Origin of the sequence: Pseudomonas sp. CFBP13528 (assembly GCF_005233615.1) — a bacterium.
GTDB lineage: Bacteria > Pseudomonadota > Gammaproteobacteria > Pseudomonadales > Pseudomonadaceae > Aquipseudomonas > Aquipseudomonas fluorescens_AM.
In genome coordinates this window covers 211,012-226,005 of record NZ_QGAJ01000003.1, presented here as the reverse complement: position 1 = coordinate 226,005, position 14,994 = coordinate 211,012, and the positions used below count along the sequence as shown (strand labels likewise).

At 51.6% G+C, this 14,994-nt stretch carries 13 protein-coding genes and 1 tRNA gene; 8 read left to right on the top strand and 6 right to left on the bottom strand.

The genetic code is table 11. The features are described 5' to 3' along the window. Positions 1-116 precede the first annotated feature (116 nt). Positions 117-1,016, bottom strand: coding sequence for a cellulose biosynthesis protein BcsQ (gene bcsQ, locus PspCFBP13528_RS07695; RefSeq protein WP_137199934.1), 900 nt, complete (start codon positions 1,014-1,016; stop codon positions 117-119). 330 nt (positions 1,017-1,346) lie between these two features. Here bcsQ and PspCFBP13528_RS07690 point away from each other — a divergent pair. The 5 genes from PspCFBP13528_RS07690 (at position 1,347) to PspCFBP13528_RS07665 (ending at position 5,410) form a co-directional block, all read left to right on the top strand. Then, positions 1,347-1,422: transfer RNA gene (locus tag PspCFBP13528_RS07690), tRNA-Thr, on the top strand. A 172-nt stretch (positions 1,423-1,594) separates the two neighbouring features. Next, positions 1,595-2,929 (top strand): integrase arm-type DNA-binding domain-containing protein, encoded by a 1,335-nt coding sequence (locus PspCFBP13528_RS07685; protein ID WP_137199933.1) that lies wholly within the window; start codon positions 1,595-1,597, stop codon positions 2,927-2,929. Position 2,930: 1 nt separating this feature from the next. Next, positions 2,931-3,260, top strand: a complete 330-nt coding sequence (locus PspCFBP13528_RS07680) for a hypothetical protein (RefSeq protein WP_137199932.1) — start codon at positions 2,931-2,933, stop codon at positions 3,258-3,260. Positions 3,261-4,157: 897 nt separating this feature from the next. After that, positions 4,158-5,138, top strand: a complete 981-nt coding sequence (locus PspCFBP13528_RS07670; RefSeq protein ID WP_137199931.1) for an integrase domain-containing protein — start codon at positions 4,158-4,160, stop codon at positions 5,136-5,138. Then, complete coding sequence (locus PspCFBP13528_RS07665) at positions 5,135-5,410, top strand: hypothetical protein (protein ID WP_137199930.1); 276 nt, start codon at positions 5,135-5,137, stop codon at positions 5,408-5,410. Before PspCFBP13528_RS07670 ends, PspCFBP13528_RS07665 begins: the two co-directional genes overlap by 4 nt. 281 nt (positions 5,411-5,691) lie before the next feature. Here PspCFBP13528_RS07665 and PspCFBP13528_RS07660 read toward each other — a convergent pair whose 3' ends face one another. Then, positions 5,692-6,399: an MAE_28990/MAE_18760 family HEPN-like nuclease gene (locus tag PspCFBP13528_RS07660; protein WP_137199929.1), complete on the bottom strand. Its 708-nt coding sequence runs from the start codon at positions 6,397-6,399 to the stop codon at positions 5,692-5,694. A 2-nt stretch (positions 6,400-6,401) separates the two neighbouring features. After that, positions 6,402-7,463, bottom strand: coding sequence for a DUF262 domain-containing protein (locus PspCFBP13528_RS07655; protein ID WP_137199928.1), 1,062 nt, complete (start codon positions 7,461-7,463; stop codon positions 6,402-6,404). 577 nt (positions 7,464-8,040) lie between these two features. Here PspCFBP13528_RS07655 and PspCFBP13528_RS07650 point away from each other — a divergent pair. Then, positions 8,041-9,729 (top strand): AAA family ATPase, encoded by a 1,689-nt coding sequence (locus tag PspCFBP13528_RS07650; RefSeq protein WP_137199927.1) that lies wholly within the window; start codon positions 8,041-8,043, stop codon positions 9,727-9,729. 75 nt (positions 9,730-9,804) lie between these two features. On the opposite strand, the gene PspCFBP13528_RS07645 is transcribed toward PspCFBP13528_RS07650, so the two are convergent. After that, entirely contained in the window at positions 9,805-10,671 is an 867-nt protein-coding gene (locus tag PspCFBP13528_RS07645) for a DNA adenine methylase (protein ID WP_137199926.1), read from the bottom strand. Between the two features lie 67 nt (positions 10,672-10,738). Further along, entirely contained in the window at positions 10,739-12,274 is a 1,536-nt protein-coding gene (locus PspCFBP13528_RS07640; RefSeq protein ID WP_206666792.1) for a ParB/Srx family N-terminal domain-containing protein, read from the bottom strand. A gap of 452 nt (positions 12,275-12,726) precedes the next feature. Here PspCFBP13528_RS07640 and PspCFBP13528_RS07635 point away from each other — a divergent pair, with 452 nt between their 5' ends. Then, positions 12,727-12,951, top strand: a complete 225-nt coding sequence (locus tag PspCFBP13528_RS07635; RefSeq protein WP_137199925.1) for a hypothetical protein — start codon at positions 12,727-12,729, stop codon at positions 12,949-12,951. Positions 12,952-13,142: 191 nt separating this feature from the next. Here PspCFBP13528_RS07635 and PspCFBP13528_RS07630 read toward each other — a convergent pair whose 3' ends face one another. Next, positions 13,143-13,736: a TetR family transcriptional regulator gene (locus PspCFBP13528_RS07630; RefSeq protein WP_137200060.1), complete on the bottom strand. Its 594-nt coding sequence runs from the start codon at positions 13,734-13,736 to the stop codon at positions 13,143-13,145. A 144-nt stretch (positions 13,737-13,880) separates the two neighbouring features. Between PspCFBP13528_RS07630 and PspCFBP13528_RS07625 the strand changes: the two genes are divergently transcribed. After that, the gene (locus tag PspCFBP13528_RS07625; RefSeq protein WP_137199924.1) at positions 13,881-14,984 is read left to right on the top strand and encodes an alkene reductase; all 1,104 of its coding nucleotides are present in this window, start codon (positions 13,881-13,883) and stop codon (positions 14,982-14,984) included. Positions 14,985-14,994 lie beyond the last annotated feature (10 nt).

Genomic DNA, 14,994 nt, shown 5'->3' with positions numbered 1-14,994 from the left:
ACACAAAACAGGCAGTTGCGGCGTGTTGAGAACGCCTCCACAAAATGGCTGTTATGTGACGCCTGTTACTAACGGATTGTGCATAAGCATCTGAGCCAAACCATATAAACCGCGCTTCACGCGGTTTTTTTCAGCCCCTTCAGCAGCAGGCACAGCGCATTGATATCGTCACTGGTGAGACGCTTCGTCACGTTATCCAACGGGTCTGCCGCAAAGGCCAACGCCTCGTTGATCGCCATGTCGCGATGAACTTCAAGCGGCTCTTTGCCAAGCCGATGTTTGAACGCCTCGACCATGTCCAGGCTGAACGCATTGCTTTCATCCACCTGGTTAACCACCACGTGCACGGCAGGTGGGCACTGGCCCTCAAGATGCGGCGCGAGCAGCGCGTTCAGATGATCCAGCGTGCCAAGGCACGCCGCGTCCGGCTGCACGACGACCAACACCACATCGGCAACGTTCAGCGCCTGGTGGCAATACACGTTATTGCCGGCCGGCGTATCGATAATCACCGTCTGCCGCTCGCTCAAGCCCAATGACCCAAGACGTCGCGCCAGCCAATCGGGCTCCTGCTTGAGCCAACGCTCCAGGTTCTCCTGCTGCTGGACATCGATATCACCGAAGGTAATCACCCGACACCCGGCAAAACCCGACTGCTGCAGCGGGCCCCATTGTCCATGCTCCAGGCTGGTGCGCCCGATACCCGGCAATGTACAACTGACGCCAAAGTGGTGATGCAAGGCATTCTGCGGGTCCAGATCCAGCGCCACCACCGACGCCCCATGGCGCTGCAAACCGCTGCTCAACGCCGTCACCAGCGTGCTGCGACCGACACCACCATTGATAGACACCAGCGCCACTATTTTTGGACGCAACACAGGGGTCTCCACAGGCTGGAGAGATTGATGAGATGATTCAGGAATACTGCCGAAAAAGCGCATTCGCGCATTGATGCCATCGGCACCATGGGTGACGTCCTTGCCGAATAACGCCAGGATTTCCCTGCCAAGACCCATAGCCTGCTCCTCACGACGCAACTCAAGACGTGAAGCTCGGCAAGCGCGGGTACTTACCGCAGGTCTTATTATTAGGCGCCCTTGTATGGGGCATTCTGTGACAACAGGGTGGCGAGTGTCATTATTTTGGTGCTATTGGCGATCGAATTTTGGATGAACGGTAAGTAGTCAATTTTATGACCCTCTTTGATGCGTTATCTGTACGGGCTTTCGAGCGGTGAACATGTGGAAAAAACACGGCGATCGCAAAAAACCACAGGGTTTGCAAAAATAGTCAGAATTCAGGGGTTTACAGAACCTTTTCAGTCGCTATAATCGTCGCCCTAACACGCCGGTATAGCTCAGTTGGTAGAGCAACTGACTTGTAATCAGTAGGTCCCGGGTTCGACTCCTGGTGCCGGCACCATACAAGGTTCCAGAGAAGGCTTTCAAAATCTCTGGAACCCCCGAAAAACCCGCCTAATGGCGGGTTTTTTCGTTTTGGCGCTCCATCGGTTTCCGTCAGAAACTGGTGGATTCCAACCGTTTTAAGGGTAGAGTTTGGGATACAGGTCACTTCGATAAAAGGGAGTACCCTTATGTCGCGCACCACAGCTCCGCTCTCCGACGCAGCTTGCCGCCTGGCAAAACCTACAGACCGCGCCTACAAGCTTTTCGACGGCGATGGCCTCTACCTCCTAGTCCAACCCAATGGCCGCAAAGGCTGGCGGCTCCGTTACGTCAAACCTGACGGACGGGAAGGACTGACCTCGTTCGGCAACTACCCCGTCATTGGCCTCGCCGATGCGCGCCGCAAGCGCTTGGAGGTCAAGCGAATGCTGGCGGATGGCATTGATCCCATAGAGACCAAGCACCAAGCCAAGGCGGAAGCTGTGATCAAAGGCAGAACCTTTGAAAGCGTTGCGCTGGACTGGCACACGGAAATGTCGGCCAAGTGGGCACCAGGCCACTCCAAGACTGTGATGAGCCGCCTCAAAACCCACGTATTCCCGCTGATTGGCGCACGCGCCATTGTTGATCTCGACACCCATGACCTTATGCAGCCCTTGGAAGCGATCAAGAAGCGCGGAACGATCGACGTTGCTTTAAGGGTACAAAACTACCTGCAGAGCATCATGCGCGAGGCAAAGCGCCTCCGGCTTATCACCGTAAACCCTGCTTACGATCTCGAAGGCTCGATCAAGGCCCCGCGGGTGGTCCATCGCCCCGCTCTACCCTTATCGCGACTGCCGGAACTGCAGGAGCGGATCGACACCTATAAAGGCCGGGCACTTACCCGTCTGACGGTGATGCTGTCGCTGCATGTGTTTGTACGCTCCAGCGAGCTGCGCTTCGCCCGCTGGAGCGAGTTCGACCTCAAGCGCGGCGTCTGGGAAATCCCGGACACTCGGCCAGCGTTGGAGGGAGTACCCTTTTCCACAAGGGGTACGAAGATGGCAGGGGATATCCATTTAGTACCCTTATCGCCGCAAGCAGTGGCGCTACTCGAAAAAATCCATGCACTCACAGGCAAATTCGCATTGGTCTTCGCAGGGGATGCCAAACCCTGGAAGCCCATGTCCGAAAATACCGTGAACAACGCGCTTCGGACGATGGGATACGACACCAAAACCGATATCTGCGGACATGGGTTTCGTTCGATGGCCTGCAGCGCACTGATCGAGTCAGGATTGTGGTCCGAGACAGCCATTGAAAGGCAGATGAGCCACAAGGAGCGCAATAACGTCCGTGCCGCTTACATCCACAAGGCCGAGTTCATCGAGGAGCGCAGGCTGATCATGAACTGGTGGAGCCGGTACTTGGAGGCCAACCGGCAGGAGCATGTCACTCCACACGAATTCGCCAACCAGATTGGAGATAACGTTACTCGGATAAAGGCGAAGCCTGGCATTGGCGCAGAGAGGAGGAATTGATATGGATATCTCAACCGCACAAAGCATCAAGCTCGCCATTGTGTCGGCAACCGGACTGTCAAAAGACGCGTTGCATATCTATTTGGGCATGGCGGTCTATTTAACGCTGACCGTTGGTACCCGAAGATTCAGGCCATACATTGGCTGGCTGGTTGTTTTCATCATTGCGTGCGCTGGTGAGTGGGTAGATCGGCGAGACGATATTGGAAGCTTCGGATACTGGCGCTGGCAGGCAAGCGCTCACGACGTTCTCAACACATTGTTTTGGCCGACGGTGCTAACACTGCTTTGGCTTTTAAAGTGCCGCAGTAAAATAAGCGTACATCCGTAAGACTCTCGCAATCTGCTCTGCCACGCGGGTCCATCCAAACAGGGCTGCAAAGCCGCCCTGCTTGGATGGACCTCACTTAAAAAATCTAAAGACCACACAACTGTCTGTGGAAAACCACTGATTTCCACCGGTGGATAATTTCATCCACAGCCGCAGAAACCCCGACAACTCGAGCCTTGACCCGAATTATCCACAGGCGTAGAAAAGATCGGGCAAAGCGCTGTCGTTGACAGCAACCCAAGTAGCCAGAACCTTTAAGGCTACGCCACACCGTGGTGGTTCTCCCAAAGTGCGATTAGCGTCCGGCGGCTCGCACGGTCACAGCGATGTGATGGATGCCTACTTTTACCAGTGTGCCCACTGCGGCAACTTCCCCCTTTCATAGCTGCCCTGCAGCAACGTATCCGCTTTGGCCATTTCATTGAGCCAACCTGCGCCCGTCTCTTTCTCCCGGAAAGAGACGGGCGCTCCTACCGCTGCTGCAGCCCAGCTCGTACAAGGCTTTGCGGCATTCCCCCTCGTGACAATCGGCGTGACAAACACCGGAGTCACCAGCAACAGCGATGCAGATGATGGTGCCGCAGCCCATGGGATGGACTGCACCTGACTGACAGTCAGGCATACCCCAATCATCGCATCACTGCCTTCACCTGACTCAGGATCTCGCGGCGCTGGTCTCGTCAGCCAGCGCAGCCTCCACCCGCCCACTTCTTCGGAAGTGCTCAGGAGGCCAGATCATGAGATGCCCAAGCTCCTGGTCGTAAGGAGCCGCAAGTCCCGCGTTAGTGGATAACCCTCACAGGTCGCAGGGGCCTTGATCCCTGATAACACTCAACATTCTTGGCGGGATGACGTGAGGAAGGTTTGAAACGTTATGGCTTAGAGCGGAGTTTGATCATGGCATTGGTAGGCAGACAGGATGGGCGGAATTTTGGCTATGGCCGCCAATTGAGTTATGCCGGGCCCCAGGCGTTGCGGGACATGTTTGGCGGCGGGCATTACGGCACGGTCAAAGCGCACAGTGATCGATGGCAGGCATTTGTACGTTGGTGCCGCTCGAAGGATGGGCCGGGGTTTAACGATGCGCGGCAGATTGATCGGAAGACTTTGTTGGACTATGCCGGACATCTGCGCCAACAAGTTGAACAAGGTGAGCTCGCCATCGCCACTGCGCAAAACCGGTTGTCCAGTGTGAATCGGACCATGGCCGCGCTTCGCGGTGATCAGTATGTGAAAGTGCCGAGTCCGAGCAAAACGCTAGGAATGCGGCGGAACAGTGTTCGTCGCTCGGTGCCGGAAGGCCAAGACCCCGTACAGGTAAAGCAGATCTTCGATGCGCTGTGTGGCAGCGATCAGTTGAGGGCCGCAGCGATTGTTCAATTAACACGGGCTACCGGCATGAGATTGCGGGAGGCGATCTTGGCTGATCTGCCACGGCTCATCCACGAGGCTAAAGACCTCGGCAAGATCAACATCCAGGAAGGCACAAAAGGTGGCCGGGCAGGCGCTTCGGCGCCACGTTGGATTGTTGTGAATGAGCATATTCTTAGCGCACTTGAATTTGCACAGCAGGTTTCGCCTGCGGGTAGCCGCAACCTGATTGCGCCAAGCGAAAGTTACCGGAGCGTCCTGCAGGAAGTCGTCCGTCCTGCTCGGAACACCGTTCATACCTCTAATATCAAGGGCTTTCATGAGCTCAGGGCGGCGTTCGCCTGCGAACGCTATGAACAGATCACCCAGCACCGTGCACCTATCAACGGTGGTGAATGCTGCCATGTAGATCGGCGCCTTGATCGTGAGGCCCGAAGGCAAGTCAGCTATGAGCTGGGGCACGGTCGGATCGACGTTACAGCTGCCTACATTGGTGGGCGGACATGAGCAAGCCATTCGATATGGAACTGTTTTTGGGTGGCGTGCTGACCGGATCGTACGCGACGAGGCAACGCCATTTGCGGCAGGCGAAGTTTATCCAAGCTGAAATTGCAAAGCGTTGGCAGCGAGAGACGCCGTGGGCTTGGCAGCGAAAGCATGTGGCTTGGTTTCTCGAACATCGCATGAGCCAGCACAGTGAAGCGGCGCGGTATTACTACTTGCTGACGGCGCGGCTGCTCACTCGACGGTTAGAAACGTCATGGGTTTTCAATCTCTGAGTGGGACCTGATGCTGATAATCACGACCGACGACAATCGGCCAGAAGCAACCGCTCAATAGGGCGCACGCGGCTTAATACATTCAACACGGCTCAATAGCCTCAAAAAACTGCAGGGATGTTCATCGCTTTATTCCGCAAACATTGCCTCTGCAATCCGATAGCAAATCATCCAGCAAATATACTTATCCATAGATTTTTATTAGTATTTGTTTTAAACCTCCCCACAATAAATATGACTTATAGCAATCGTATACACATGGGCCGGTCCTAAAATCAATACTACGCGAGCTGGTCTTGACTGCTTACCTGTCGCACGCTTGCTTGATGAGAAAGTGACGCCTTATGATACGCACGGTTCTTCAAATATAAATCCGACGCAGCGATGAACTCTCGAAGGATTATACTTACCGAATCCGATGCGCGCCGAAGGTCAAGGGTTTTCAAACCCTGCCCTCCGTCAGACATAGATTGCTCTCCATGCGCAATCTTATTTCTCTTGTTTTTAACCCACAACATATGTTCCGCGTTGAATTTTGAAAACAATAGCTTCGGCATACCATAAGATATCCCTATTACGTTCAATTTTCTTGCGTCGACATTTCCAGAAAACAAGGATTGCCGACGTAGATAGTCTGAAAGCGTTGGGAATCGCGCATTCGAAGATCTTAAGGCATGCTCCTCTAGAACGACCCTCTGGGGATCCAGCATAAACGCACCGGCTGTTTTACCAAAGGAATACCGAAGAGTTTTAGTTTTCAAAGGCTGTATAAGCTCATCGTACTCAAGAGACGATGCAAGGTCATGTATTTTTTCAATAACAGCATACACCGTCGCTTCCACATTATTGTACAGAGATATAAAAACCGTTGACTTAAGAACCACTATAACATCAATTTTCCCCCGGACTTCCGAAACCTCATCAACATGATCAAGAAGGCGCCGAATTGAATACTCTCTATCTTCAAGATCTGCGATAATCGCACGCATGATTAAGCGCTCAAGGATAAAATGTGGTCTCTGACATAGTTAATTCTTTTCTGCAAACTGTCAGCGGCATGCGTTCTATTACCGCCATTCACTGACCTACCAAAATCACGATCCCGCAGCCAATATTGGACGTCAATTTTTTTCCTCAGAGCCAAACCAGGGGACTCCCCAAGAGCCAGATGAGATCCCACTGCAATCGCTTCAAAGAAAATCCGAGAAGCATCTTTATTTGGCCCTTTAAGAAATCCATACTCGAAATTATTCATAACAAATTCGACCATCGCATTGAACTCGCGAAGCTTTACCTTTTTTTCTTCCTCAGTGAAAGTTTCTAATTTTTCAACCATGTAGCGATCAAGGGTCTTGCTTACGCTACGAGAGAAGTCAGAGTATTTAGGATAAGTATCAATCAAAGCAAAAAATCTTAATACAAGCTCTTCATACTCTTGACGTTTTTGGACTGTTTTAGATAGCTTGAGCGACTGTCTGAATCCAACATGAGTAGCGCACTCATTATAGATGAAATCAGTGAACGCCCCCCTATAGATACCTTTTCGGGTCTCCATATTTCTCAGAATGTCACTACCCTTATTTATTCTCTCAAAAAGGTCGTTTTTTACTTCATCTGTAGCACTTTCAGAAAGTACAATTACAGTGAGTGTAGTATTATTGAATTTTCTTTTCCGTGAAACATCAAAACCGTCAAATTTCATACCATTCAGCAGGGTTACTTTTTCAAGACCATGCAGTTTCAAATCATTATTCAAGAAGGCGCTCAACGTGCGAACTCGTTGAGAACCATCAACTATTTCTAAACGACCATCTGTATTTTCCGCTACAAATATTGGCGGTATAGGCAAGCCAAGAACTATTGACTCAATTAGTTTTGATTGGCGAGATTCGTCCCACACAAAATCTCGCTGATAATCTGGAACGAACATTTCGTTCTCTTCATCATCGATCCCTTCAATATATTTTTTTACCAAGATCTCGATAGTGAAATCTTTACTGTCATATGCAACAGTCTTTTTTAGCTCAATAATTTGTTCTTCGACATCTAGCATATTTTATATTCCTTTTTTAAATAATCTCTTCCAAATCTGATGCCTTGCACTGATTTAATACCATGGCGGCATTATGATATCAACCAATTTTGTCGCATAACCGCCTTAGGACGCAGCAGAACGAAACAGCTAAACACTGTCGACTGGGTGTTTCTCGGTATTATTGGATGCTTACTTTGAGCGGTCAGCTAGGATCCTCGATCAACTTGCCGTGCGGCAGCGGCAAGCCCCTCCTGAGTCACCGCCGCGACTGCCGAAAAGCGAACGATAGTTCATGCTTCGGAAACGCCTGGCCTAGCCAGACCAGCTAAAAGGGCCTCGCCCATACCCATCAGCTGTTTGTGAGCCATCCACAGATTTGACAGGTTAAATAGCTCGACGCACCAAGCAATCTGGGTCGGCATGAGCCTGTTGGAACCTCGTATTTGGCAGCAACGCTAGACTCGACCTAAGACCGCAACCCGCTTCATACCCGACTAAAATCAAGCCATGGCATATAGTGGCGCAACGATAGCGCTCCACCCCGAGGTTTTGATACATTACGCGTACCTTTCGTCCTTCAGAATGATGGTCATCCATGGATATCTTGCCAGCAGGGAACAGCAAAAAAACGCTTAAGCTTCTCGACAACAAGCAAACCAAAATCAGTTCCATACTTGGCATCTCCATCCAGCATTTCAGATCGATTAAAGACCAATCCCTACAGCTTGGCAGTGTCATGACGCTTCTCGCCGGAAGGAACGGAACGATGAAAACCTCAATGATGGGGTTGGTAGCACAACTTTTTGATAGCCCAGCTAAAGACGTATTTGATCGCCCCTTAAAAACAACTTTAAGTGAAGTCTTCAAACTATCACCCAAGTACGATAACGAAAAATATCGCTACGATATCGTTCTGAAGCTAGGCGATGGATCCATCATGCGGGAGCCGGTAAACTTCTATTACGTTGCACAAGATACAAATCGACACCGCGTCGTAGTGTCAGGCTCAGCGAGAGGAGACGGAACATTTAACTACAATACTAGCTTCCTTAATCTGCAGCGACTGTATCCCCTCGCCGACACCGATGCAAAGGAGTCTTCCTCACGAAAGGTCACTCTTACAGTCGATGAAGCTGCTGGACTGAAGGACTTTTATGAAACGGTGTTCCCGAGTACTGAGTATGAGGATTTCACCCCTATCGTCGCAACGTCAAACAATAAAACGACCAAAACGACCTTTGGACCAGCCACCAGCAGCATAAAATATGACTGGTCAACGATATCCTCTGGCGAGGACAACCTGGGTTCTATTTATAATCGCCTGATTGGATTTGAGCGATCACTTCACAATTCAAAAAGCGGCGAAGGGAATGGCGTACTCTGCATTGATGAGTTCGAGAGCACGTTACACCCAGTCGCACAACTGCGTCTATTTGACTACCTTTACAAGTGGGCCAGAAAAAATAAAATTCAGGTAGTTATTACTACTCATTCGCTGCATTTGATTTCTCACGTCTACTTAAAGTATCTTCAACAAGAAAACAGCGAAAATGTTGTAGTTAATTTCGTGAGCAGCTCAAGCGCTGATGATGGCGCCTACCCTATCCTACACAACCCGCCGTTCAGCGTGGCATATAAGGAGCTCACATTTGAAGACCCCATTGCGGCGGCGGCTGCGAGAAAAATCAAAGTTTTCTGCGAAGACAAAGTTGCTATTCATTTCATAAAGAAAATTGTCAGAACGCAAGACGTTTTGCGTGCCGTAGAATTTCACTGCTCACTAGACCCGTCTTCTGACAACCCAGGCACTTCTTTTACAAGCCTTGCTTCTGTATGCGCAAAGTTTCCGCTTTTGCTGAAAAATTGTATCGTAGTCTTCGACGCGGACATTCCGGCTTCAGCCTTAAAAAAAATAAAACAATCCGACTTATATTTGACGTTGCCCGACCCGGACAATGTCGCTCTTGAGCGCAGGATCATTGTATTTATAATGAATCTTAAAAATTCAGATAAGTTTTTCACAAAATTTAAAATAGAGCGCACCGCCTTTTTAGATTCGTTTAAAAGCTTTGGAATAACGTCGCTAAAAGCAGACGTAATATTTGATGAAAAACTGACAGACATCAAGAAATGCAAAGCTTGGGCAACTAAACAGGGCGCAAAATTTAACCAATACGTCACCTATTACTGCGACTATCTCCCAGACCGTGATGGATTCAGGACAAACTTCATCGCTTCGATCAATAAGATAAATTCGGGTCTAGGCGTGCCTGAAGCATTTTGAGCTGTAGCAATATACGTGAGTAGGAGGTAAACCTGCTCACACATACCATCTGCAATCACCTATTGGGAGACGTCATCAGCCGGTATTCCGCACTAAAGCATTTGCAGGAGGGACTATGTTCGGGCCATAAATCATGACCTCAGAGCCTTTCTTTTTCAGCTGCGCGGTGTAGCTAAGAAAATACTCATCCTGCCGGTAGCTAGAGTATATTTCTTTAATCTCGGGAACGTTGTCGTATGAAACGATCCACGGATGCTTTACGGAGCTGAGCGCGCCTGCGATTTGGACATGGTCTTCATGGTTATAAAAATTTCGATACAAGCCCGAGCCTTTAACATAGTAAGGTGGGTCAAGATATACTAGGGACTTGAGTGGCAAGCCAGGCACGACCTCGTCCAGAAAAAGCTTAGCATCCTTATTATAAACTTTAATTCTATTCCTAAATCTACCAATCAAATCTATACGCCGAATCAAATCGACTTTGTTAAATCTAACATCCAGCTTCCATTTTCCCTCTTGATTCTTACCACCAATAACACCCGCCTTCAGAATTCCTGAGCGGTTGGTTCTATTCAGGAAAAAGGTCGCCATGGCCAACTCTAAGGTAGAAAACTCTTGGGAATTATCCATAATCGCTTTATACCGATGCCAATTTTCCATATTCACTTCGGTTTCCGAGATCAGCTGACAGAGTTTGTCAGTATGATTCACAGCAGCGTCCCAAAACGCGTGTACGGCTGGATCGAAGTCGTTGATATGGATCGTAGACGCGTACTCGTGGAAAAGCAGCTCTAAAGCAACGCCGGCTCCACCCGCATAGGGCTCGGCATAATGCCCATCGAGGAGGTCGTTCGACTCAAACACCTGCTTGATGAAGTGGCAAAATTTTCCCTTACCTCCAGGGTAGCGCAGAGGAGTGGAAAAAATTTTTGATACGCCCATCTAAAAAATACCTACCGGATTGGCTTTATGCTCAAGGCCAGCACCGACACCTGAATTCTCAGCATGCTCAATTCCAAATCGCCTCAAGCAACGGCCTGTACTCGTCTGCAATATCCTTGAGCTCCGAGGGCACCGGCGCGCTCGCTGAGCTATGGACGAATAGGTTGAAATGGTCAACAGAGCCTACGGAGTCAAACGATGTCGCGCGTTTGAAAATAGCTTTGGAAGCGGGGGTAGCTAAGCCACCGTTCGATTCGAGGTGCTTAGCAATAGACTGAATCTTCATTGAGAGCTTATCACCACCCATCCCATCTCTGACAGGCTTTTGGGTATCTACCCTCAATACAGGATTATTTCGCTGAGTCTGTCGGAGGATAAAGTCATCACAGCTAACCTCAAGGAACACGCGAAAAGTCACGGCAACAGCGTTAGGACATTCGTCGACAACCAAGGTTTTCCGGAGATCGCGGTATATGGCATTGATCCGGTTGTTTGAAATATCCAGTGTCCAAGGCACTAGGTACTTACGAGCTCTGGACAACGGCTTTGCCCTAATTCCAAGCTTTCCTTGAGGCTCTGGCTTAGCCGGAGGAGCCGGAGAACCTGGTGCCGCGCCCACAGGAGACGTACCTGCATCACCCGCCGGAGGAGACGTTGGCAATTGTGGAAGGCCCGGAGATGTGCCCGCCACGGGACTATTAGGGGGTAAAGGATTGATTGGAGCCGCAATAGGCGCAGCTGTAGGCGGTTTTATGCTTCCGCCAAATAGCCTTTGAGGCGAGAGCTCTGGTGGTATATGGGACACGAACCTTGTACGATTTTCATCGCTACGGATATCGTTGACGTTGTATCCCTCGTTCACGAACATATCGAGTGCAAACTCGACAGAAGGCGCAATAAACTCAAGAGGCAGGAGCGGGGTTAACTCTTTGTTTTCAACCCTGAGCTGAAAGGTTTTCTGCGCAGGGGCAGAGGAGAACAAACGAGTCAAGGTCGTGACTGGAATTTGGTAGACGTCCGTAATCGATTTCGAGCTGAACACCTGAGGGTTGTCCTTGACTAGGTTTCTTACCTGTCGGCCAATCGACTCTACCCCTGTCTGTCTGGCACGACGCTCGTCTCGAATGTCACTGTCCCACCCAACGCGGCCCACGCCATTATTCTGGCCGGTGTGCTTCAGCTCAATCCACATATCGCCTTCAGCGCGAGAATTCACGACGCTGCACTGAAGCTCCTGAGGCAGGTCAAACCCTAGCTGTTCATGTGCAGCCATGAAACCTTTGAAAAGCTTTTCCACAGGGCACAGATCCGGCTTTTGAAGCAGTTTTACAGCGGTCAGGCGCCGGTTCCCTTCGAGAACGATAAAGCTACCAGTACCGTCTGGCGCGACCAGTTGAAGCTCAGTAGGGTCGAACCCATTCTCAGCTATGTGCTGCGCCAGCCTTAGCAGCTTCCTGGCGTCCTCTGGATCAGCCATGAGGAGATCAATTGCTTCTCGCTGGTTTTGCGCAACGTCGTTACCGAACCGAACATTTTCCTGATCAAGTTTGATGAGATCTAACGGGATAGATCTGATATCCCGGCTCATTTTGTCCACTTTCATTGACTCGTCCGTTCGGCTCGGTTGTTGGTAGTGGATCATACAGACATAGCCACACTGCCACCATCGCATGCCATTGGTGCGGACGACGCATCTCCTCGGCGCCTAGCTCTTACGTGATCACATGCTTAGCACCTCTGAAACCGTATCCGAGGCCGGTTTACGACCTTGTGTGGCTCCTGCGCCGGTGAAGGATCGGCTGAATGCCTGAGGGTAGTATTAGAGATATGAGAATTCACATAGATTAATAAAGCATTGTAATTCATATGCTTATGATATTTTTCGACTCCTGGTGCCGCACCATATCTCAAAGCCCCGCAATGCGGGGCTTTGTGGTTTCCGGGGTTTGGAAATCTCAAAATTTTAATGAGCCGTTTTCTTCAAAACGTCCAAAAAACATCCACACTTCGTTTTCAGCCTGCTACGTAGCGTCGGCATGAAGAACCCGCAAACTAATGAGTAACGATGCCGCCTTGAGCCGGGCCGCCGCTCCCGGTGACATATTGCTGCTCTGCGGCAAAAGCAAAAGTCGCCCCCTCAACCTCGGCTATCAATCGCTGGCGCGAGACAGTCGTGCGTTGTACACGCATGTCGCATTGGTTATCAGCCCTTTCCGCGTCATCCACGCCACCCCAGGCAAGGGTGTAGAAATCCGGGTGAAAACATGGGGCCAGGGTTGACAACCTGGACCACCTATTGGGTTGGACGCAAAACTTATCTGACGATTTCACCCTGGATTTTCCTGCCATCCTTGCATCAGGCATCTACGAATCCGAAGAAGAAATAACCTCAGCAAGTCGATGCTTGTTGAATATTGCTGACTTCGCCAATGCCATAAGCAGTTGGGACGCTATGCGAACAGCAGTGCTGGCTACCTTTGAGGAACGGCCTTCTCTGGAGTTGACAACGCCCCCCCCATCCGCGCCCTGCACACCTCCAAAATCTCATCCGCCAACGCCGAATCATCCGGACAGGCGCGCGACAACATGATCGCGCCCACCGCACGCGCCAGCAGATCAATCATTTTCCCCCTCGCCTCTTCCGGTGCCTCATCCGAACCGGTCGGGCATTTTTCGCCGAGCGTCTGCAACATGTGCTCAATGCCCTGCGCAAAGGCCGACTTCAACTCCCCCGACTGACGCGCCGCGTCGCCGCATAGCGCCGCCATGGGGCAACCCGTGGCGCGGCCGTCGCGATGTTCCCTGGATACGTATAGATCGATGAAGTCCTTCACGCTGAGTTTTTCGGCGCTGGCCAAGGATTGCGCGAGGCTGTTGGCCGAGGCTTCGGCCATCAGGTCCGCCTTGGAACCGAAATGTTTGTAGAAGCCGCCATGGGTGAAGCCGGCGGCAGCCATCAGGTCGGCCACGCCGACCCCGTCAAAGCCGCGCTCGCGAAACACCACTGAAGCCGCTTCGACAATGTGCTCCCGGTTTGCCTGGGCCTGGGCCTTGGATACGCGCATGTTCGCTACCTCGCTACCGCTGAATTCATTGGCTAATGATACATAGATGTCGTTCATAATCAAAACCATTGACAGTTTAGATTTCGATCATCATCCTAATCACAAGCGTCATGACTTTCACCCACGGGCACGGAACAAACACCCATGAGCGATCTGAATCTGTTTACTCCCTACACACTGGGCACCCTGACGCTGTCGAACCGTGTGGTTCTCGCGCCACTGACGCGCAACCGCGCCGGCGAGGGTCTTGCCCCGAGTGAGTTCGCAACTGCCTATTACAGCCAGCGGGCCAGCGCGGGCTTGCTGATTTCCGAAGCCTCGCAGATCTCGCAGCAGGGCCAGGGCTATCAAGACACGCCGGGCATTTACACGCAGGCGCAGATAGAAGGATGGCGCCAGGTGACCGATGCCGTGCATGCCAAGGGTGGGAAAATGTTCCTGCAGCTGTGGCATGTGGGCCGTGTTTCCCATGTGGATCTGCAACCCCAAGGCGCGGCGCCGGTCGCGCCTTCCGCGCTTCGGCCCGCGACCAAAGTGTTCGTCAATAATCGCTTCGAGGACGTTTCCGAGCCGCGAGCATTGGAGACTGACGAACTGCCGGGCATCGTCAATGATTTCCGCCAAGCAGCGGCAAACGCGATTGCCGCAGGCTTCGATGGCGTGGAGATCCACGGTGCGAACGGCTATTTGCTGGATCAGTTCATCAAGGACGGCGCCAACCAGCGTACGGATGCCTACGGCGGTTCGATCGCAAACCGGGCGCGGCTGTTGCTTGAAGTGACGGCTGCGGTGGTTGCCGAGGTTGGTGCCGATCGCACGGGCATCCGCCTTTCGCCGGTGTCGCCGGCCAATGGTGTATCGAGCAGCGACCCACAAACGCAGTTCGACTACATCGTCGACCAACTCAATGCGCTGGACATCGTTTATCTGCACGTCGTCGAAGGCGCGACCGGTGGGCCACGCGACGTGGCGCCCTTTAATTTCGACGCCTTGCGTCAGCGCTTCAGGAACACCTACATCGCCAACAACGGCTATGACCTGGACCTGGCCGAGGCGCGCCTTGCGCATGACAAGGCCGACCTGATCGCCTTTGGTCGCCCTTTTATCGCCAACCCCGATCTGGTGGAGCGGTTCAAGGCCGGTGCGTCACTGTCCGCCTTCGACCCCGCCACGCTCTACGGCGGCGGTGCGACGGGCTACATCGACTACCCGACGCTGGCCGAATCAAGCGCTGCCGAGAACCGATAGAGCCTGGTTT

What these genes read in the sequence shown, in the direction of transcription:
- PspCFBP13528_RS07685 (WP_137199933.1), top strand. Translation starts at nt 1,595, where the DNA reads ATGTCGCGCACCACAGCTCCGCTCTCCGACGCAGCTTGCCGCCTGGCA.
- PspCFBP13528_RS07670 (WP_137199931.1), top strand. Translation starts at nt 4,158, where the DNA reads ATGGCATTGGTAGGCAGACAGGATGGGCGGAATTTTGGCTATGGCCGC.
- PspCFBP13528_RS07650 (WP_137199927.1), top strand. Translation starts at nt 8,041, where the DNA reads ATGGATATCTTGCCAGCAGGGAACAGCAAAAAAACGCTTAAGCTTCTC.
- PspCFBP13528_RS07630 (WP_137200060.1), bottom strand. Translation starts at nt 13,736, where the DNA reads ATGCGCGTATCCAAGGCCCAGGCCCAGGCAAACCGGGAGCACATTGTC.
- bcsQ (WP_137199934.1), bottom strand. Translation starts at nt 1,016, where the DNA reads ATGGGTCTTGGCAGGGAAATCCTGGCGTTATTCGGCAAGGACGTCACC.
- PspCFBP13528_RS07665 (WP_137199930.1), top strand. Translation starts at nt 5,135, where the DNA reads ATGAGCAAGCCATTCGATATGGAACTGTTTTTGGGTGGCGTGCTGACC.
- PspCFBP13528_RS07635 (WP_137199925.1), top strand. Translation starts at nt 12,727, where the DNA reads ATGAGTAACGATGCCGCCTTGAGCCGGGCCGCCGCTCCCGGTGACATA.
- PspCFBP13528_RS07660 (WP_137199929.1), bottom strand. Translation starts at nt 6,399, where the DNA reads ATGCGTGCGATTATCGCAGATCTTGAAGATAGAGAGTATTCAATTCGG.
- PspCFBP13528_RS07655 (WP_137199928.1), bottom strand. Translation starts at nt 7,463, where the DNA reads ATGCTAGATGTCGAAGAACAAATTATTGAGCTAAAAAAGACTGTTGCA.
- PspCFBP13528_RS07680 (WP_137199932.1), top strand. Translation starts at nt 2,931, where the DNA reads ATGGATATCTCAACCGCACAAAGCATCAAGCTCGCCATTGTGTCGGCA.
- PspCFBP13528_RS07640 (WP_206666792.1), bottom strand. Translation starts at nt 12,274, where the DNA reads ATGAAAGTGGACAAAATGAGCCGGGATATCAGATCTATCCCGTTAGAT.
- PspCFBP13528_RS07645 (WP_137199926.1), bottom strand. Translation starts at nt 10,671, where the DNA reads ATGGGCGTATCAAAAATTTTTTCCACTCCTCTGCGCTACCCTGGAGGT.
- PspCFBP13528_RS07625 (WP_137199924.1), top strand. Translation starts at nt 13,881, where the DNA reads ATGAGCGATCTGAATCTGTTTACTCCCTACACACTGGGCACCCTGACG.